This window comes from Candidatus Limimorpha avicola (genome assembly GCF_056978975.1).
In genome coordinates this window covers 1-20,976 of record NZ_DBMCYK010000006.1, presented here as the reverse complement: position 1 = coordinate 20,976, position 20,976 = coordinate 1, and the positions used below count along the sequence as shown (strand labels likewise).

At 35.3% G+C, this 20,976-nt stretch carries 12 protein-coding genes; 4 read left to right on the top strand and 8 right to left on the bottom strand.

Annotation, left to right across the window (positions count from 1 at the left end):
- Nucleotides 1-1,185: 1,185 nt before the first annotated feature.
- Nucleotides 1,186-3,498 carry a type I DNA topoisomerase gene (gene topA, locus ACZOVS_RS04195; RefSeq protein ID WP_483995976.1) on the bottom strand — a complete coding sequence of 771 codons (2,313 nt, stop codon included), beginning with the start codon at nucleotides 3,496-3,498 and terminating at the stop codon, nucleotides 1,186-1,188.
- Between the two features lie 360 nt (nucleotides 3,499-3,858).
- Here topA and cysQ point away from each other — a divergent pair, with 360 nt between their 5' ends.
- The 4 genes from cysQ to ACZOVS_RS04175 all read left to right on the top strand — a co-directional run bounded on the left by cysQ (nucleotide 3,859) and on the right by ACZOVS_RS04175 (nucleotide 11,153).
- Nucleotides 3,859-4,677, top strand: a complete 819-nt coding sequence (cysQ, locus tag ACZOVS_RS04190; protein ID WP_483995975.1) for a 3'(2'),5'-bisphosphate nucleotidase CysQ — start codon at nucleotides 3,859-3,861, stop codon at nucleotides 4,675-4,677.
- A 104-nt stretch (nucleotides 4,678-4,781) separates the two neighbouring features.
- Nucleotides 4,782-7,760, top strand: a complete 2,979-nt coding sequence (locus ACZOVS_RS04185; protein WP_483995974.1) for a GH92 family glycosyl hydrolase — start codon at nucleotides 4,782-4,784, stop codon at nucleotides 7,758-7,760.
- Between the two features lie 2,091 nt (nucleotides 7,761-9,851).
- Complete coding sequence (locus ACZOVS_RS04180; RefSeq protein ID WP_483995973.1) at nucleotides 9,852-10,598, top strand: hypothetical protein; 747 nt, start codon at nucleotides 9,852-9,854, stop codon at nucleotides 10,596-10,598.
- Nucleotides 10,599-10,622: 24 nt separating this feature from the next.
- Nucleotides 10,623-11,153: a hypothetical protein gene (locus tag ACZOVS_RS04175; protein ID WP_483995972.1), complete on the top strand. Its 531-nt coding sequence runs from the start codon at nucleotides 10,623-10,625 to the stop codon at nucleotides 11,151-11,153.
- A gap of 177 nt (nucleotides 11,154-11,330) precedes the next feature.
- Here ACZOVS_RS04175 and ACZOVS_RS04170 read toward each other — a convergent pair whose 3' ends face one another.
- From ACZOVS_RS04170 to metG, 7 genes are all read right to left on the bottom strand, one after another.
- The gene (locus ACZOVS_RS04170) at nucleotides 11,331-11,552 is read right to left on the bottom strand and encodes a hypothetical protein (protein ID WP_483995971.1); all 222 of its coding nucleotides are present in this window, start codon (nucleotides 11,550-11,552) and stop codon (nucleotides 11,331-11,333) included.
- A 10-nt stretch (nucleotides 11,553-11,562) separates the two neighbouring features.
- Entirely contained in the window at nucleotides 11,563-12,765 is a 1,203-nt protein-coding gene (locus tag ACZOVS_RS04165; protein WP_483995970.1) for a murein hydrolase activator EnvC family protein, read from the bottom strand.
- Entirely contained in the window at nucleotides 12,759-13,577 is an 819-nt protein-coding gene (gene lolB1 / locus ACZOVS_RS04160) for a lipoprotein insertase outer membrane protein LolB1 (RefSeq protein WP_483995969.1), read from the bottom strand. The genes ACZOVS_RS04165 and lolB1 overlap by 7 nt, the downstream gene beginning before the upstream one ends.
- A complete protein-coding gene (locus ACZOVS_RS04155; protein ID WP_483995968.1) occupies nucleotides 13,570-15,297 on the bottom strand; it encodes a tetratricopeptide repeat protein in 1,728 nt (575 codons plus the stop codon). The genes lolB1 and ACZOVS_RS04155 overlap by 8 nt, the downstream gene beginning before the upstream one ends.
- A gap of 6 nt (nucleotides 15,298-15,303) precedes the next feature.
- Nucleotides 15,304-15,741 (bottom strand): dUTP diphosphatase, encoded by a 438-nt coding sequence (gene dut, locus ACZOVS_RS04150; protein ID WP_483995967.1) that lies wholly within the window; start codon nucleotides 15,739-15,741, stop codon nucleotides 15,304-15,306.
- 29 nt (nucleotides 15,742-15,770) lie between these two features.
- Nucleotides 15,771-17,279: a lipopolysaccharide biosynthesis protein gene (locus ACZOVS_RS04145; protein ID WP_483995966.1), complete on the bottom strand. Its 1,509-nt coding sequence runs from the start codon at nucleotides 17,277-17,279 to the stop codon at nucleotides 15,771-15,773.
- 330 nt (nucleotides 17,280-17,609) lie between these two features.
- Nucleotides 17,610-19,673, bottom strand: coding sequence for a methionine--tRNA ligase (metG, locus tag ACZOVS_RS04140; protein WP_483995965.1), 2,064 nt, complete (start codon nucleotides 19,671-19,673; stop codon nucleotides 17,610-17,612).
- Nucleotides 19,674-20,976 lie beyond the last annotated feature (1,303 nt).

Below are 20,976 nucleotides of genomic sequence, written 5' to 3'. Positions count from 1 at the left end.
ATCTAAAAAGATATATAATTAGTATCCAAATATTTATAAAATTTCATGTACAGACTTTTTTGAGAATATTGATGTTTAAAATATACTATTTTTGCTGTAAAGATACATTTCGATTATTTCAATATAAACAAAATGAAAGAGATTGAGAATGTACTGACTTTTTGAGGCATCTAAAAAGATATATAATTAGTATCCAAATATTTATAAAATTTCATGTACAGACTTTTTTGAGAATATTGATGTTTAAAATATACTATTTTGCTGTAAAGATACATTTCGATTATTTCAATATAAACAAAATGAAAGAGATTGAGGATGTACTGACTTTTTGAGGCATCTAAAAAGATATATAATTAGTATCCAAATATTTATAAAATTTCATGTACAGACTTTTTTGAGAATATTGATGTTTAACTCATGCTAATTTTAGTGCAAAAATTTTTATCAATTATTTCAATATAAAAAAGATAATGAGATTGAAAATACACAGACTTTTTTAAGCTTTAAAAAATTAAATGACTATTATATAAATATTTACATAATTTATTGTACAGACTTTTTTTATGTAATATGCAATTATTTTAGCGGTAAAAATATTTTGCTAAAAATATTAATGACTGATTTTTTCGGTTTGTTATATTCATTGCGGCAATCTATATACGACTTATGCAATAAATCATGAATGGAATTTCGTAAAACAATCAATTTATTCTACTTAATAATAAAATAAACCATAAGAAAAACATGATATTTTTATGAATTTGCAACAAGGATAAGCGTATTATTCAATTTTCATTTTATGGATACCTGCAATTGTTCTAAGCAATCTTATTATTCATTTAGAACCATAAAATACAATCCATGTATCCTTTTTGTATCCTAAATTTCGACTTTTGTATCCATTTTGTATCCATATTATGAAATTTATCGTTTACTATCATTTGGTAAAACGATGGATATTAAAGAAGAAAAATCTATAATAGCGACATATTATTGTAAGAAAAACAGTGTATTACTGTCACTGTTTTATTTTATGAATCAAATGGTGACATAAAACTCATAATACCTTGAAATAGAATTTCATATCCAATAACAATCCCCTCCAACATCAACACTGTACGAAAATAAACATGAAACACACAGTAAATGATGTCAAAAAGTCATGAAAAAAGTTTTAAGAAAGACTTATTTTTTCCTTCTTTTTGAAGCATTATCAGGGTCTTTGACAATATTCACACAATCATCGTAGCTTAGGGCATACGGATCGTACGATTTCGGAATTTTATAATTCTGTTTGTTATAAGAAATATAAACTCCATAGCGACCTTTCAGCACTTTCATATTCTCGTCTTGCGGGAAAGAAGCAACTACGTTGTCGGCATCAGCTTTTTGCTTAGCATTTATTATCTCGATTGCTCGTTCGCAAGTCACCGTATCAGGATTATCCAATTTAGTAAGACTGAAGAAAGCGTTGTTATATCTCAGATATGGTCCGAAGCGACCGACTGCGACCTGTATCTCGGAACCGTTATACTCGCCGAGATAACGAGGATATTGGAACAATTTCAACACTTCCTCCAAAGTGATGGTTTCTATGCTTTGGCCTTTGCGCAAGCCTGCAAATTTAGGTCTCTCTTCAGACTCCGTATCTCCTATTTGAGCCACAGGGCCGAATCTTCCTATCTTGACAAATACATTCTTGCCGCTTGCAGGATCAACGCCAAGCAATTTTTCTCCGCTAAACTTTCCCATGTTGTCAGATGTATCCATGACCTTACGGTGAAATCCCTTATAAAAGTCATTTATCATGGAATTCCATACACATTTACCTTCGGCAATCTTATCGAACTCCTTCTCGGCATTGGCAGTGAAATTATAATCAATAATCGTCTCAAAATATTGCAGCAAAAAACGGTTGACCAATATGCCAATATCAGTGGGTACGAGTTTTGCTTTCTCTCCTCCAATATTCTCCTTACCTGTCTTTTCAGTTATCCTTTGTTTTTTCAAAGTCAGTACCTTAAAGTCTCGCATCTCGCCCTGAATATCTTTTTTCTCCACATATTCTCTTTTCTGTATTGTAGATATAGTAGGAGCATAAGTAGAAGGACGACCTATGCCAAGTTCTTCCATTTTTTTTACTAAACTTGCCTCGGTATAACGGAACGGATGACGTGTAAAACGTTGTTGTGCTTCCATCTTGTCCAATTCAAGCATCTGTCCTACAGACAGAGGAGGCAAGATGCCGCTGCCATTTTCATTATTCTCATCATCGACACTCTCGATATACACTTTTAAAAAACCATCGAAAAGCACGACCTCGCCAGAAGCTATGAAATCTTTATCCGAAGTAGAGACCTCTATATTCACTGTGGTTTTTTCAATCTGAGCATCAGCCATTTGCGAAGCAATAGTACGTTTCCATATCAAATCGTACAACTTACGTTCATCGGCAGTACCTTTAATGCTCTGCTGGTCGAGATATGTAGGACGGATAGCCTCGTGAGCCTCCTGTGCGCCTTTACTTTTGGTTGTAAACTGCCGTGTTTTTACATATTGAGGTCCATAGAGAGTTTCTATTTCTTTTTTAGCTTGATTAAGAGCTAATTGTGAGAGATTGACAGAATCGGTACGCATATAAGTTATCTTTCCCGACTCATACAACTGTTGAGCTATTCTCATGGTATTGCTGACAGAGAATCCGAGTTTTCTGCCTGCTTCCTGTTGTAATGTTGATGTTGTAAAAGGAGGTGCCGGACATTTGGACACCGGTTTTTTCTCCACACTTTTAATAGAATAGGCAGCATTCTTGCATTCTTCAAGGAACTTGCGAGCCTCTTCTTCTGTATCGAATCTGTTGTTAAGTTCAGCAAACAAAGTATATTCATGTTCGTCCTTGATAAACGAGAACATGGCAGTAACGCGAAAAGCGCTTGTCTGCACGAAATTTTTTATCTCTTCCTCGCGTTCAACGATAAGACGCACAGCTACAGACTGTACCCTGCCGGCTGAGAGTGACGGTTTGACTTTCTTCCACAACAAGGGCGACAACTCATATCCCACCAAACGGTCCAATACTCGTCTCGCCTGTTGAGCTGACACAAGTCCCATGTCGATTTTACGCGGATTGTTGATGGCATTCAAAATAGCCGGCTTTGTGATCTCATGAAACACTATCCTCCTGTATCGCTCATCGTCAAGTCCCAAAGTCTCATAAAGATGCCACGAAATAGACTCTCCTTCACGGTCTTCATCAGATGCCAACCAAACCATTTCGGCACCCTCAGATATCTTCTTCAACTCAGCTACCAATGCTTTTTTATCCGCAGGTATCTCATACTGAGGAATAAAACCCTTTTCTATATCTATACTTAAATTCGACTTGCTTAAATCCCTTACATGACCATAACTCGACTTCACTGTGAATTCCTTTCCTAAAAAGCCTTCTATGGTCTTTGCCTTCGCTGGTGACTCAACTATGACTAGATTCTTTACCATATCTGTTTTCACTTTTTATCCGGCATTTGCTTTTTACCGAAACATTTTTTCGCCGGCAAAGTTAGTACAATAAAACTCTTTAAAACTACTTTTCTTGAAAATATTTTTTCACATTCATGATAACCAATGAATTATAAAAACATTTTTTTCTCTTTCATTAATAATTGTCTTATTACACCTAACACATCTTTACCTTTTTCTATTATCCTATTTTTTGCTTAAATTATTGATAATAAATATTTTATGTAACAACAACCATAATAATGCCATATTTTTCTCCGATATATCCTTTACACAACAACTTATACATCAACAAACATTTCACAAAGAAAAATCTTTATCTTTGCGACACAAGTCAAGATGATGGAAAAACAATGGTTATATAAAGGTATTCCGGCAGCCTTAAATGCCGGCGAGGCAATACTAAAAGTTTATGAGACGGCTTTTTCCGTTTATGTCAAAGATGATAACAGCCCGGTAACCAAAGCCGATTTCGTTGCCAGTAATATCATCAAAGACATGCTGAAAACTACCGGACTGCCTTTTATCAGTGAAGAAGATATACCTTATAATTATGAAGAAAGAAAGGTTTTTCCCTGCTATTGGCTCGTTGACCCTTTGGACGGCACTAAAGAATTTGTCAATCATAACGGAGAGTTTACCGTTAATATAGCTCTAATACGACACGACAAACCTGTCATGGGAATTATTTATGCTCCGGTATCAGATATTTTATGGTTTAATTATTCAGAAAACGAAGTTGCCAAAATTGTCAACGCCTCGTCATTAAAAGACAAAGACCTCATGAATCTGAATTTTTCAGACTTTAAACTGCACGACGACTACAGTCAGCATCCTTTCACCGTGTTGGTAAGTCGTTCCCACCGTACTGATGATGTTGATAACTATATAAATCATCACATAAGACCTTATCATGACGATTTAATTATTGACAGTTGCGGCAGCAGTCTTAAATTTGCCCGTCTTGCGGAGCATTCTGCAGACTGTTATGTATGTTATTCTAAGACAAAAGAGTGGGATACTGCTGCCGCTGAGGCTATACTGTCGGCATCAGGAGGTAAAGTATTGGATATCAACACAAAGAAAGCTCTCTTGTATAACAAGATGTCTTGGCATAATCCTCCATTTATCGCCACAGCCAAAAATGTGGAAATCTAAGTCATTGAAAATTTGCACAATTCATGAATTTTACATATTTTTACATCGTTCATAAAACGAACACTCATTACAATGTCATTATAAACTTATAACAATATAATTATATGATTAAGAAATGTTTAACCATATTATGCATCAGTATGACATTATTAATGTCATGTACTGTTCCGCAACATGACAATGAAAACAAGAACATAGACGCAGCTTCTTATGTAGATCCTTTCATTGGAACAGGAGGGCATGGACACACCTTCCCCGGTGCCACGGCACCTTTTGGCATGATACAACTCAGTCCTGACACGAGGATGGATTCATGGGACGGTTGTTCCGGCTATCACATCAGCGACAGTATCATATTGGGATTCAGTCACACACATCTCAGCGGCACCGGTGTCAACGACTATGGCGATTTTCGTTTTATGCCGACTACCGGCAAACGCTATCTTAAATCCGGATATAATGAAAACAAAGGATATAAGTCCTCTTTTCGTCATGAAACAGAAACGGCACGTCCAGGTTATTACAGCGTGACACTTGACGATTATGACATAAAAGTGGAGCTCACCTCAGGCGAACGTGTCGCCATGCACCGTTATCATTTTCCTGAAACAGATAACGCACATGTCATACTCGACATGAAAGAATCGACATTGTCGTCGGAACAGATTCTCGACGCATATATCAATATACTTAACGACTATACCGTTACAGGCTTCCGCCGCACCAAACAATGGGCACAAGATCAGTACCTCTATTTCTATGCCGAATTTTCCAAACCTTTCACCGGTTATGGAATTTGCAATAACGGTATGAAGAAAAACGGCTACCGCCATGTTGAAGGAGATGACATACAGGCGTGGTTTGACTTCGATACCAATGACGGAGAGCCTGTAATCATCAGGATAGCCACATCTGCTGTCGATATCGACGGTGCCAAAAACAATCTGAAAACCGAACTCGACACTATCGGTTTTGATTTCGACGCCCTTGCATCTGTTACTTACAACAAATGGAATGAAGAACTAAATAAGATAGTCGTTGAAAGTGACAATGAAAAAGACATGACAATATTGTACAGTTCACTGTACCATTGTTTCATTGCACCCAATCTTTATTCCGATGCCGACGGCCGTTACAGGGGCAACGACTTCGAGATACATCAGTCCGACAGACCCATATATACCGTTTTCTCTTTGTGGGACACTTTCCGTGCCCAACATCCTCTTTTGAACATAATACAGCAAAAACGTAACATCGATTTTATCAATACTTTCATAGACAACTATGAGAAAGGCGGCATCCTGCCTGTCTGGGGACTTGCTGCCAATGAGACATTCTGTATGATAGGTTATCATGCCATACCTGTAATTGCTGACGCATATATCAACGGAGTGACAGGCTTTGACACAGAGAAGGCATTAGAAGCCATGATACACAGCGCAGAACTCGACCACTTCGGCTTGAACTGCTATAAGCAATATGGTTATATACCTGCAGACTGTGAAGGAGAATCGGTGTCCAAAACTCTCGAATATGCCTACGACGATTGGTGTATTGCCGTAATGGCAGAGAAAATGGGCAAGAACGACATTGCAGACGAATATTACAAAAGAGCTCAGTATTATAAAAACCTATACGATAACGAGACACAATTTTTCAGAGGACGTATCAACGGTGGTTTTGTGACACCTTTCGACCCTACTCAGGTGAATTTCATGCTTACCGAAGCCAACACATGGCAATATAACTTTTTTGTGCCTCAGGACATCAATGGTCATATTGCATTGATGGGCGGTGATGCCGCATACGAAAAGAAATTGACAGAACTGTTCAGCACATCATCTGAAATGACAGGTCGTCAACAAGCTGATATCACCGGACTTATTGGACAATATGCTCACGGCAACGAGCCAAGTCATCACATGGCTTATCTGTTCAATTTCCTCGGAAAACCCACCATGACACAGAAGCTCATACACAAAATAATGGATGAACTGTACAGCGACAAGCCTGATGGATTGTGCGGCAATGAAGACTGCGGCCAAATGTCAGCCTGGTATGTCATGAGTGCCATGGGATTCTATCCGGTAACACCCGCAAGCGGATATTATGTCATAGGTGTGCCGCATTTTAAGAAAATGACTGTAAACCTCGAAAACGGCAACAGTCTCGTCATCACAGCCGACAATCTGTCACGCGAGAACAGATTCATAGAATCCGTACGCCTTAATGGAAAGAAACTGAAACGTAGTTATATTTATTTTGATGAAATCATGAATGGCGGTACTTTGGAGTTCATCATGACAAATCAGCGTGACACACAATGGGCAACAAGAAAACAAGATTGTCCTACTATTAATATAAAAGGTGACGACATAATAACATCCCCTGTTATCAGCGTACCTGCCTATGTGTTTTACGATACACTTGTTGTCGCCATTTCACATCATGACTCTACCGTAGCCGTACGTTATACTATCGACGGCAACGAGCCTACAACAGAAAGTGAACTTTATACAACACCTTTTATTATTGACAAGACTACTGACGTGAAAGCCGTAGCCGTTAAAAATGGAATAACCAGTAAAGTGTCGTTGGGTTCTTTCAAAAAAATACCTGCCGGAAGAACCATTTTCATAGAAAATCCATATAATAATCAATATGAGGCGGGAGGTGACATTGCGCTGATAGACCTGCAACGCGGAAGCAACAATTTCCGAACAGGCACATGGCAGGGCTATTACGGTGTTGACGTCATTGTCACGGTAGATCTTGGCGAAGAACAGGAATTACATAGACTTGCCGGCAGTTTTCTGCAAGACCAAAACTCATGGATTTTTATGCCTTCAAAAGTTGAGTATTTCATCTCCGACAACGGAAAACATTTCAAATCCGTAGGCTCAGTGAAAAATAACGTTCCTACAGAAACAGATGGCGGCATTACCAAAGAATTTGAACTGAGAAAAGATATGAAAGCACGCTATGTCAAGATGATAGCAAAAAATATAAAAACATGCCCCGACTGGCATCCCGGCGCAGGCGAGAAGGCTTGGATATTTTGCGACGAATTCATTATAGAATAACATCACTATCAATTAATAAAGAGTTGTGCCTGATATTTTCAAAAGGCACAACTTTCTTAATAACATAACATTATTCAAGAAATATTAAACCAGATTCAGACCTTAGACACTATATCCAAATTTAGGATCACTGTTACCCCGCAAAACTAAAAAACAAAATTCTCCTCAAAAACTAAGTAAACAAGTGCGGAAGTCATTTTTTAAGTTTGTCCACTTCTGTCAAAAAGACAGCCGAATAATCGAAATCTTAACACGTAATTCAGACATGATTATATTTCTAACTATGGCTGTCAGGATAAAGTTATATGGAATACTAATATTTGTGATGAATAATTATGACACAAACTATTTTATCAACATATTTGTAAAACACCATAACATAACTTCTCAATGTTTAAATAATCGCCAATGTCTTAAAGTGAAAGACAAATTTTCTGCAAAAAATGCCCACATCTTCATTAAAAAAACATTCTGCCATTAATATAAACACACAAAATATTTAAAAAATCTGTACATGAAAATCTTTATTTAACAGAATAACAGATATTTACAATGTTTATGGCATAAAAAAATCTGTACATTCTCAATATATGTCATCACATTCATATTGAAATAATCATTCCGAAAAATCTTAGTGTAACATTCTTGTTTTAAAAATATTTTTCACCAAAAATGTCTGTACAAAAAAATTTATAACCATCATAATAATAGATATTTATATTTTTAATAGCATAAAAAATCTGTATATTTCTAATCTGAATTGCAATATTTGTATTGAGATAATCAATCATATATCTTGTAGCATGACATCTACATTTTAAAAATATATATAATCAAAATTGTCTGTATATGAAAATTCATAAACATCTGAATATTATATATATATTTTTTTAATGGCATAAAAATATCTGTACATTTCCAACATGAATTGTAATATTTACATTGATATATTCAAACATATATCTTGTAGTATAACATCCATATTTTAAATATACATATCATTAAAAATGTCTGTATATGAAAATTCATAAATATCGTAATATTAGATATTTATGTTTTAATAACATAAAAAAAATCTGTACATCTCCATACTTAAACATCATATTTATATTGAGATAATAAATCATATATCTTGTAGTATAACATCCATATTTTAAAACCGTAAATCATCAAAAAAGTCTGTACATTGAAACTTCTATCTATCAGAATAATAAATGTTTATATTTCTACAACATAAAAAAATCTGTACATTTCCTTACCTAAACATCATATTTGTATTGAAACAATAAATCTTAGGACCCAAAGTGTAAAATTATATTTTAAAACCATAAATCATCGAAAAAATCTGTACATTAAAATTTCTATCTATCAGAATAATAAACGTTTATATTTCTAACAACATAAAAAAATCTGTACATTTCCTTACCTAAACATCATATTTGTATTGAAATAATAAATCATAAAAATTACAGTAGGATATATATATTTCAAACTATCGGCATCTGACGACACCTTATAAATTATTGATTTTCAAGATATACAATGATATATAAAATCGTAGTTTGATTTATATTACTAAAACTTTGATTTTCAAGATATTACAAGGTGTTTTAGAGTCTTGAAAGAAACCAATGACTAAAAATATTAGAGCTAAAACATTATAAACCAATATAGTAATTTAACAAAAACTTATCATGCAAAAAATATAATAAAAATTTGCGTCGTTTTAAATTATTCATTTATTTTGTGATGTAATATATTGTTGTAAGAATAGTTTGTTTTTATTATTCATAAAATGTTAAACCAACTTATTTTAAAAATGATGAAAGAAATTATAAAAAACAATCAAATGAAGTTTCCGCAATAGAATTACAGGAATTACTTTTGTGGACGTTATGACGTAATTAAGCGCTGAAAATAATGATGCTGCTACTTCCGTAAAAATAGTTATGTAATTTATATTACTGATAACTATTAATATCAATGGGTTAAATGAAAAGTATTAAAAAACTAAAAAATTATTTGTAAAATTATTGAATGTCTAACTTAAAACTATAAAAAAATGAAAAGAACATTTTATATTCAGTAGTATTGGCAATATTAGTATTGGCGATAACATCATTGGCTGGTTGCAAAAAAGAAAATGATTTGGTGAAAAGTCAAGCCAAAAAGACTCTTGAACCTAAAGAAATTGGTTACTATCACAACAAATATATAACCATGCTTCTAAATAGCAAAGATTATCCAAATGAAAATATGACATTTGAAGAATGTATAGAATATTTTGGATCATTATTGATTGAAGACGGATATGATTCCTTAGAGGTAATTGCAGCCGTTGAAGACATCAAAGATCTTAATGAAAGCGGTATTTTTGGAGTCAACTTCAATGTTTTGACAAATCAGTCTTCTTTTACTTCTGAAACCACCATGTCATTGATAAACAATTATTTGACTACTCAATGCAATGCTTCAGAAAGATTCTGTCAGGTTATTTTGCAACTTATGGACTATCAGTCCTTCTCCTCTGATGAGGCGTTGCTTTCTTACGCCAATTCCCAATTGGATGAATCAAATTGGACAGGGCAGGATGTTACATTGGCAACTGTTTCAAAAAGCATATTAAACAATTCCTATGAACTATGGAAAGACAAATTTGAAGATGCTGATAACAATAATAAAGCGCCAAGACCGGGAGCATTTGCATACATATATTTTAATGATGCTCTCGGTGGATTATTGGGAATGCCAGCCGGAATATTCGGATGTCTAGTATTAGGAGGATTATTGTCATGGGCTACATATATGGAAGTAATAGGTCATCCAATAATTAAATAAAAATAAACTCATAACAATTGTTTTATGATAATAAACAGATTCAATATTGTTCCTTTATACAATTACAGATTTAAATATGTCGGTATCTTTATATCTGTTGCCGCTTTATTATTGTTTGTTTTGTATTTCTTAAATTTTATAGATTTTCCCATAACAAAAGATATTGCTTACTGGAGTCTTTGTGTGGGATTATTTTGTGTAATATGCAGTAAAGAAAAATACGAAACTACCAAAATTATAGAAATCAGAAATAGAGTTTCCAGATTAACGTTAATAATATTGATTGCTTCGCTTTTAGCATATAAGTTTGCCAGCATCATCATACAATATGATATGCAAATAAAAATGTCGTTTAATGTGGATCTGTTATTTATCGTATTAATATTCGAATTATTCTATCTGATTGTTTTCTATACACTTATTATCCTAAATGTTACCATAGAATCTTGGGATGATGTTGTAGTTGAAGAAAATTTCAAAAACAACAAAAACATTTATATCTATTTTTTTGGAGGATATGTATTAATGATAATTTTGTTATTGTTTATTATCTAAATCAAATTCATGTTGGGGCAATACAGATTTGTTCCAACATGATTTTATTGATTCCTCAGATATACAAAAAATCTTGTTTTTGTTAAATAATCCATAGCTGAATATATCATTCTATATTTTCACATGAGCAAATGAGATTATAAAAATCATCGAAAAAAATCAAAAAAACAATTTGATTTACCTACACATTGAATTATCATCCGACATTGCCATATCACCATATTGCGAGAAATAAAACAAGTCAGTATCATGTTTTACATTGTAATAGCTCCATCTTGAACAATCGCATTTCTTGTTTTTTTTCTTTTTCTGATAATTTGTAGGTCTGTAGGCTTGGGAACAAGAAGCGAGCAACAAGGCTGTCGTCACAATTATCAATATTTTCAATAATTTTGTCATAATCAAATATTTAAGGTCTTAACCAATTAAGGGGGTCAACAGTATTCTTATCTTGCCACAACTCAAAATGCAGTATTGTTTTATTGTCTGTTGCACCGGTATGAATAAGGCCGATCTCCTCGCCTGTTCTCACTCTGTCACCTTTCTTTACATAGACCTTATCCAAATTACCGTATAAAGTAAAATAGACCCCATGACGCACCAAAATGGCATTATTAGTTCCGGTATTCAATATCATGCTCACTTCGCCGTCGAAAACAGCCTTAGCCTTAGACTGTGCTGTAGTCGTTATATCAATTCCATTGTTATTTACTGTTACTTTGGGCTGAGTCGGATGACGACTCGGACCATACTTTCCTGATACAATGCCTTGATTTACAGGCCATGGCAGCTTGCCTTTATTATTAGAGAAATTATTCGACAATTGATAATCGACAGATTTCCTGTTATTTCGCATTGCATCGTTTTCTCTTTCTTCAGCTCTACGAAGTTCTTCAGCAATAATTTCCTCAATTTGAGCCTTCAATTTTTTAGCCTCAGCATTCTTGGCATTGATATCTTTCTGTATCAGAGTTTGTTTATTTTTCAATTTTTTCAACTGATTATTCAAACTCTTTTTATCCTTTTGAAGAGAAGCATTTTCTTTTTTCTCCAACTGAAGCAAAGATTCCTTGTCATCTTTATCTTTTTCATTTTTAGCCAACTGTGCGCTTATCTCTTTTTTAGTATTGTCAATCTCCTCTATCTTGTTTTCCACCAATTCCCTGAATTGCTGGATATACCTCATTCTTTTGATAATCTGGTTAAAACTCTCTGCTGAAAAGATAAACAATAAATTATTCAGATTATTTCTATTTCTATAATAAACGACAATAAGATCAGCATATTCTTCTCTATGTTCTTCTAACTTTTTTTGAAGATTGCCTATATCTTTCTTGTTTTTGTTTATCTCTTTATCAAGAACTTTAATCTGATTTTGATAAGTCTTTATCAGCTGTTCCCTTTGATTGATTTGAGTCTGTAACAAATTTGCCTGATGCACTGTTGCCTCTTGATTATCAGAGGTTTCTTTCAACAATTTCTCTGCCAATTCAATATCGCGCTGCAAAGATTCTATCTTATTTTCCAATTCATCTTTACTCTGTCCGAAAGCAGATGCAGATAATGTGAAAAAAGCAACGACAAAAACAATATGTTTAACAATTTTTACCATTTGTACAGACGTTCATATTTTTTAGGAACATTGAAATTAAATTCCACATCATTGTCAATTACAACATTGCTATATTCAATATTCATCTTCAACTGCACCGGACCATCCACATCAAGTTTTACTCTCAACGGCATCCGGTGTTCGTAAATATTCATAAAATCACTGTAACCGATATCAATCTTTATTTTATCTTCATTATATTCCTTTATCTCATAAGCCATGATTTTAAACAGTTCAGGGTGTATCTTCACACTTTTTATCATGATTTTGTCATCATCATTATTCTTAACACTTTTTTTATATTTTTTATTAGAAATCAGATAATAACAATCTTCTCCTGTAGATACTTTAAAATCGCCGCCTTTTTCCAATTGAGTATCATTACCCAACAACACATCCTGGATAAAACCGACAGATTCTATAAATGGAAAATCGTCTCTAAAAGAATCCAAAGCAGCCGTCAAATACTGATTTTTAGTCCTGTTAATCATAAAAACGCTGTCGGAAGTAATTTTCACTCTTATCACCTCTATTCCCAACATCACAGACAACGACATCCAAATAACGCTGTCATTTTTCATTCTCAACTGACCTCTCATATTGAAATCATTATTGTCGTAAGTCAGTTTTGCATTGAATTTAGCCTGTAATGTATTATATTTCAATTCATTATTTCTAACTTCCTTAATAAGTTGATTAGCAGTAAAGGTATTCCAATTGACTTTTGTCATATCCCGTTTTGAAGAACATGCGGAACATAAAAACACGACAACAAGCAGCAGACAAAAGCCAACGTTACCCTTTTTATTCATACAATTTCTCGTCTTTGATCTTCATATCAATAAACTCGGAAGTCTCACCAAGTTTTTTCGCTTTTTTCCAATTCTGAACAGCTTTTTTGACATCGCCAAGTTGATATAGGATATCGCCATAGTGCTCATAATTAGTACCGGAAGCATTTTTATCTATGGAAAAGACCTTTTCCATCCATGACTTGGCTTCTTTATAACGTCCCATTTTATAAAGAATCCATGCATAAGTATCTATATAAATGACATTTTTAGGTTCAGCCTTTATCGTCTTGCCCGACATTTGCAAAGCCTTTTCCAAATCACGTGATTCCAAAGACAGATAATAGGCATAATTATTCATGACGTACACATTCTCGGGGTCATTTCTCAACACATTCTCATAATAGCGGAATGCGTTTTCCTTATCTTCAAGAAGATAATATGTATCACCTATATAAGTGTCGAACATCACTGTCAGAGCCTTGTCAGCCGACAATTTCTTTCCTTTCTCCATAACTTTTACAGCCTCTTCGCGTCTGTCGAGATTCAGCAGTGCCACACCTTTGAAAAGATAAAATATCGGCTGTTCCGGATAATAAGTCAAAGCCTTGTCGGCATGCAATTCCAAGGCATCATAATCCGACAACTCCATATCGCAATAGCCCATCTGATACCATGTTATAAAACTCGTACTATCACGTTCCAGACCTGAAGCATAAAGATTCCTGGCATCAAGATACTGTCCTCTGTTATAATATACTGTACCCAAAATATAATACCCTATTTCCTTGTCAGGATGCATCTCAACAAATATATTGCCTGCCTCTTCAGCCTGCAGAATGACATCATTTTCATCAGATTCTTTATTCTCGAACCAGTACTCATAAATATTCGCCTTGGTATTGTAGTCGAGATTTTTATTTCGCAACGCAGCCAAAAACTCCTGATAAGCCTTGACAAGTTCTCCATGATTTTGATAATATTCGAGCAATGACACGTTAATATAAGGGTCTTCCGGATTCAACTCCTTGATTTTAAGATACAATTTCAAGGCATCTTTATCTTTTTTGTTGTTAAGATACTGCTCGGCGAGCATGGACATGAAACGTGTCTCATAAGGGTAAGCCTTGACAAGCTGCTCCAACTCAGTCAGAACCATTTTATTATCTTCCAAAAACTGATATATGCCGACTTTTTGCAGCGTTATAAACTCATTGACGCCAACCTGTTTTTCTATTAGATTAAGCTTATCAATGACAGCGTCATAGTCACCTACTTTCAACATCACGTCAACATAAGCTTCCAAATATTCGAGATTATTAGGGTCGCCGGCAAGAAGATTATCGTAAATATCTATAAACTTTTCATATTCGCCATTTTGCATATAAAAGTTAGCAAGACGAATGCTATACCATTTATTATCAGGACTTAGTGCGGAAGCCTTTTCTATCATGGCAAAAGCCTCACTATTACGACCCATCAAGGCATACAACTCGGAAAGTTCATACATGCTTGCATCGTCATCCGGATAATATTCCAAAGCTTTTTCGAAGCACTTAATGGCAGCAGTATAGTTTTGATTATATTTATTTTCAAGACCTTCAGAAAAACTCTCAGCATTTTTCACTATCTGTTTTTCTTCAAAAGACGTATCAGGGCTGCCCATTTGAGCGGTAGCAATGACATTAGACAGCATCAACAACGTCAGAAGCAACAGAACACGATATAAGTTATTCATCATCAATAATTATTTACTACCGGTATGGCCGAAGCCTCCGATGCCTCTTTCTGTTTCACCAAGGACATCTACGTTTAACATCTCCATTTGTTCGCATTTGGCAAACACCATCTGCGCTATTCTGTCACCGTTTTCTATTACGAAATCCGTGTCCGACAGATTTATCAATATTATCTTCACCTCACCTCTATAGTCAGCATCTATGGTGCCGGGGCTGTTCAATACGGTAATGCCATGTTTAATAGCGAGCCCGCTTCTCGGACGTACCTGCCCTTCATAACCTTCAGGTATCTCCATAAACAACCCTGTAGGAACCAACACCCTTTGCATTGACTTAATAACAATATGACCATCAGGAAGATATGCTCTCAAGTCCATACCTGCCGCATTGACAGTCTCATAAAATGGCATGGGATTATCAGACTTGTTTACAACTTTAACTATCATAGTTATTTTCTTTTGTGCAAATATAACAATTATTTTATCTTCATCGGATTTTTTCTTTCAGCAAAAAACACAACAGCAACAAACAACAACAACAAAACCGTATTAAGCGACAATTTCACGATGACATTCATTTCAACGAATAATGTACTCAAATAGTATAATCCCAAGGCAAAGAAGAAATAAAATGACATACGTCCGACCTGATACGGTATTCGGAACACCTTTTGTCCCCAGAAATACGACACGAGCATCATCACTGAATAACATGCAAGATGAGCGACGGCAGCACCCACATATCCTATGCGTGGCACAAGAACAAACAGACATATCAGGGTAACACAGGCTCCAATAACAGATATTACAGTGCCGCAGAATGTCTTGTCCGACAACTTGAACCATATCGACAGGTTGAAAACTATTCCATAGAACATATTTGCCATCAACACACAAGGTACTATCACAAGACCTTCATGATAGTCACTGCCGTCAGTCCCGACAAAATATTTGAATATGTCGATATACAACATCACACCAAGAAAGATAAACAGACAAAACACCACAAAATATGTCATCACCCTTGCATACAATTCCGGAGCTTTTTTGTCTTTTGCGTGTCCGAAGAAAAAAGGCTCGGAGGCATAACGAAACATCTGTATGAAAATACTCATCAACACAGCGAGTTTAAAATTAGCTCCATAAATGCCGACCTGGGAAACAGCATATTCTTCCGCTGTCATATTCATGGCAAGAAGCACATCTTCAGACGGTATCCGGACAAGATATTTTATCAAAATCTTGTCGGCAACCTCATTAACCATACCCACAAGATTTATCATCAATATGGGAATTGCATATTTTAAAACAGGAATCAACAAGTCCTTGTCCATTCCGAATCTTATCATTCGCAGTTGAGGCATGAGAAACAAAAGACTCAACAGACTTGACAACACATTGGATATCAACACCCAAATCAACAAGCCGGAATGACTGCCAAAGACAGACGAAGAAATGTTCAAGGCTGTTTCAGGAATAACACACAAAAAGAAAATGTTCAATCCTATATTAAGAGCAACATTGAGTATCTTGATGATACTGAAACGTTTTGCCTTATTTTCATAACGCAGCATGGCAAAAGGCACAGCCGCAATTACATCCATTGCCACAATGATACCTATCATCAGCACATACTGAGTATTGTACTGATAGTCTATCAGACGGGCGAACGATTTGTAAAAACATAAATATATCAATAAAAAGACACCCGTTGTAGTCAAGATACAGGACATTATATTGGAAAACACCTTGTTGGCATCATCTTTATTGGCAAAACGGAAAAAAGCCGTCTCCATTCCATAAGTAAGAAGAGCAAGCAAGAAAGCTATCCATGCATATAAATCCGTGATTTGACCGTAAACACTCGACTCAAAGACCCTGACGTAAAAAGGAACCAACAGATAATTCAACAAACGCGGCACTATGGTACCCATACCATAAACTGCTGTCTGGCCGGCAAGGGACTTTAACACATTGTTTCCCATCTTGTAACGTTTATTAATAAATCGCAAATATAACGTTTTTATTATTTTTAAAAACAATAATCAATAAAATCAGAAAAACAAAATCATCTTTCAAATACAATTTCAAGAAATTGATTAGAAAGATCATAATATATGTCAAAAAGTCGGCTTTTCTGTTATTCCAATGATTTTATATCGAACTCATATAATAAAATCATCAGTCAAAAGTCCGAAAGTCATTATTATTTACACAATAAACTTACTAAAGCCATTTTTACAGTATGTTCCGGCCTTTCTCATTGATTTTCAAAGGCCTGAACAGAAACAAAGTTGTTGTTTTCAACATATATCTCACCCTACTGAACAGCCGGGTGTCACAATATCACGAGGTGACAGAAGCACCAATTTCCCGTCTTTATCTTCTGCTGACAATATCATACCTTCGCTGACGACGCCTTTAAGTTTTCTCGGCTCGAAGTTGGCAATAAAACACACCTGTTTCCCAACCAGCTGTTGAGGGTCCGGGTAGAACTTGGCTATACCGGACACTATGGTACGTTTCGACATGCCGTCGTCAATCAGGAACTGCAACAGTTTATCAGCCTTAGGCACCTTGACACATTCCAATACGGTACCCACGCGAATATCAATTTTGGCAAAGTCGTCAAAACTCACCGTGGATTTTATGTCAGCAGGTTTCCATGCGTTAAGTTCATTTTGTTTTTTTGCATCTTCCAACTTCTTGATTTGAGCCTCGACGACAGCATCCTCAACTTTCTCAAAAAGAAGTTCAGGCATACGAACAATATGACCTGCAGGCAACAGTTCCGTAGCTGCGGCTTGGTCCCATCCTTCGACATCAAAACTCAGCATCTTTTGAAGTTTCTTAGCACTGAAAGGCAGGAAAGGTTCTGAGAGAATGGCAAGTTTGGCAACAATCTGCAACGACAGATACATAACAGTCTTAACGCGTTCAGGGTCTGTCTTGATTTGTTTCCACGGCTCATTGTCAGTAAGATACCGATTGCCGAGGCGGGCAAGATTCATCAGTTCCGACAATGCATCACGGAATTTATAGTTTTCTATAAGTTTAGCGATGATGTCGGGATAAGCATTCATCTCGGCGACAGCATTGTCGTCTTTTTCGTTAAACACGCCAGGTGCAGGAACCACACCGTCATAAAACTTATGAGTAAGCACCAAGGTACGGTTTACGAAGTTGCCGAAGATGGCGAGCAACTCGTTATTGTTACGGTCTTGATAATCTTTCCAAGTAAAATTATTATCTTTAGTCTCCGGAGCATTGGCAGTCAGCACATAACGCAGCACATCCTGTTTACCCGGCAGTTCTTCGAGATATTCATGAAGCCAAACGGCCCAGTTACGTGAAGTAGAGATCTTGTCGTTTTCAAGATTCAGGAACTCGTTGGCAGGCACATTGTCAGGCAGCACAAAGCCATCGCCATAAGCCTTCAGCATGCAAGGGAAAATGATACAATGGAAGACTATGTTGTCTTTACCAATGAAATGCACGAGTTTGGTATCCTCATCTTTCCACCATTTCTCCCAGTCAGTGCCATTTTGCCTGCAATATTCGACAGTATTGGAGATATATCCAATAGGGGCGTCGAACCAGACATAAAGCACTTTCCCCTCGGCATTCTCGAGCGGGACAGGGACACCCCAGTCGAGGTCACGAGTCACAGCGCGGGGTTGCAAACCGCCGTCAATCCAACTTTTCACCTGCCCATATACGTTGGGTTTCCATTCTTTATGACCTTCGAGAATCCATTCTTTAAGCCAGTTTTCATATTGGTCCAACGGGAGATACCAATGTTTGGTCTTTTTCTTCACCAAAGAGGCGCCGCTAAGTGCTGAATGAGGATTTATAAGCTCATCAGGACTCAAAGAACTGCCACATTTCTCACACTGGTCGCCGTAAGCATGGTCATTGCCACACTTGGGACATGTGCCTATGATATAACGGTCCGAAAGGAATTTGTTACGTTCAGGGTCGAAAAACTGGTCGCTTTCCTTTTCTACAAACTTACCGTCATTATAAAGTTTCTTGAAGAAACTGCTTGCCGTCTCGGCATGTGTCTTTGAACTTGTCCTGGAATATACATCGAAACTGATGCCCAGTTCTTCAAAAGAGTCTTTGATAATCTTATGATAACGGTCAACAATATCTTGAGGCGTACAGCCTTCTTTTTCAGCTTTAATGGTGATAGGCACACCATGTTCATCGGAACCACCAACAAACATGACATCTTCGCCCTTCATTCTGAGATAACGAACATAAGTGTCAGCAGGAATATATACTCCGGCAAGATGTCCTATATGAATAGGTCCATTGGCATACGGCAAAGCCGTAGTAACGGTATAACGTTTGAAATGTTTATTGTTTGTTTCCATAAAAATATTTTTATGCTGCAAAGATAATAAAATATTCAAGTACATGACAAAAATTTAAAGACACCGTATCAATGTCTGTATCTATGATTCAAAAAATGATTTTCAACACTGTTATATATTAAAAAATTAACAGAATTGTTAAATGCAGGTTTTATTCAGGTAGAAAATTATCTATAAACAGACAGGAAAATTTGTAAAATTCAACAGAAAAGTTTGTAAAGTGAATTTGTTATTTTATTTATAATCAATATTTTATAATACTAATCAAGGCAAAAAAGTTTGTAATACACGTTTGTAATATGAATCTTAACATTATACTCGCGTCAAATATAAAAAAATAGTGAAAATACACTTCTGAATTGTTTATAAAAACAAAATAAAATTTTTATAATATCGAAAAAACACAATATTCCATGGCACGAAATCGGTAGTTATATCACAACAAATATTATGTCATCCAATTAGTTGAATAATACAATATAAAGACCTGTGTTTTTGCACAAAACAAGACTCAGTTTATCATGGAAATAATCTTTGATACTCTTGAATAAGGTGATATCTGATTCGGAATTTATGATTTCTAAAACAATACAATTAGCATTACAGACAAAAAGGAATATCCCGTTTTTTAACAAATCTTGTGATATATTTTATTTGTCTCTATTGGATTTGAAAGAAAAACAAATTAAAATATCTGAGAATTCATATTCAAATGTGATAACGATTCTTTTATGATGAGCGTAATCGCAGCGAAAAATGAACCTCTTAACAAAAGTCGTTGTAAAGGACAAATTCCGTAACGTACATACAGTAACAAAAAAGTACATGTCTCTGATTTGAAGTGCAGTCCAAAAGTTTTTTGTCTAATTTTTTGAGTAATACAAAGAATATTATTCGAATACCAATCAATGTAGCCATTATCAGTTATTATCCCGTCCCCATCATTCAACACGACATAATACTGAAAGATCATATTAAGTTTTGCAAATTTTAAATATATCTTTTACGGATAAAAAAACTTACAAATCTGTCCGAGAATACTAAATTCAACGATGTCAAAAAACTCGACATTTCCTTTTTTCGGAATTATTCGATTAAGTTTAACTTGTCCCAATTTAACAATACACTAATGAAATTGAGAAATTATATTTTGATATATCTTTAAAAATTCTGTAAATTTGCAACGGTATATTAAAAAATCCATGAGAAGATTGATATTCTTTATTGCACTTGTAATCTGTCTTATGACATTGGTCTCCTGCAAACAACGTAGGGAAGCGATAAGACAGCTCGGCTGTGCACA

Bases quoted from the DNA above. Each gene is read 5' to 3' on its own strand.
- dut (WP_483995967.1), bottom strand. From the start codon at position 15,741: ATGATAGTTAAAGTTGTAAACAAGTCTGATAATCCCATGCCATTTTAT.
- ACZOVS_RS04170 (WP_483995971.1), bottom strand. From the start codon at position 11,552: ATGACAAAATTATTGAAAATATTGATAATTGTGACGACAGCCTTGTTG.
- topA (WP_483995976.1), bottom strand. From the start codon at position 3,498: ATGGTAAAGAATCTAGTCATAGTTGAGTCACCAGCGAAGGCAAAGACC.
- ACZOVS_RS04175 (WP_483995972.1), top strand. From the start codon at position 10,623: ATGATAATAAACAGATTCAATATTGTTCCTTTATACAATTACAGATTT.
- ACZOVS_RS04165 (WP_483995970.1), bottom strand. From the start codon at position 12,765: ATGGTAAAAATTGTTAAACATATTGTTTTTGTCGTTGCTTTTTTCACA.
- metG (WP_483995965.1), bottom strand. From the start codon at position 19,673: ATGGAAACAAACAATAAACATTTCAAACGTTATACCGTTACTACGGCT.
- ACZOVS_RS04155 (WP_483995968.1), bottom strand. From the start codon at position 15,297: ATGATGAATAACTTATATCGTGTTCTGTTGCTTCTGACGTTGTTGATG.
- ACZOVS_RS04185 (WP_483995974.1), top strand. From the start codon at position 4,782: ATGATTAAGAAATGTTTAACCATATTATGCATCAGTATGACATTATTA.
- ACZOVS_RS04145 (WP_483995966.1), bottom strand. From the start codon at position 17,279: ATGGGAAACAATGTGTTAAAGTCCCTTGCCGGCCAGACAGCAGTTTAT.
- lolB1 (WP_483995969.1), bottom strand. From the start codon at position 13,577: ATGAATAAAAAGGGTAACGTTGGCTTTTGTCTGCTGCTTGTTGTCGTG.
- cysQ (WP_483995975.1), top strand. From the start codon at position 3,859: ATGATGGAAAAACAATGGTTATATAAAGGTATTCCGGCAGCCTTAAAT.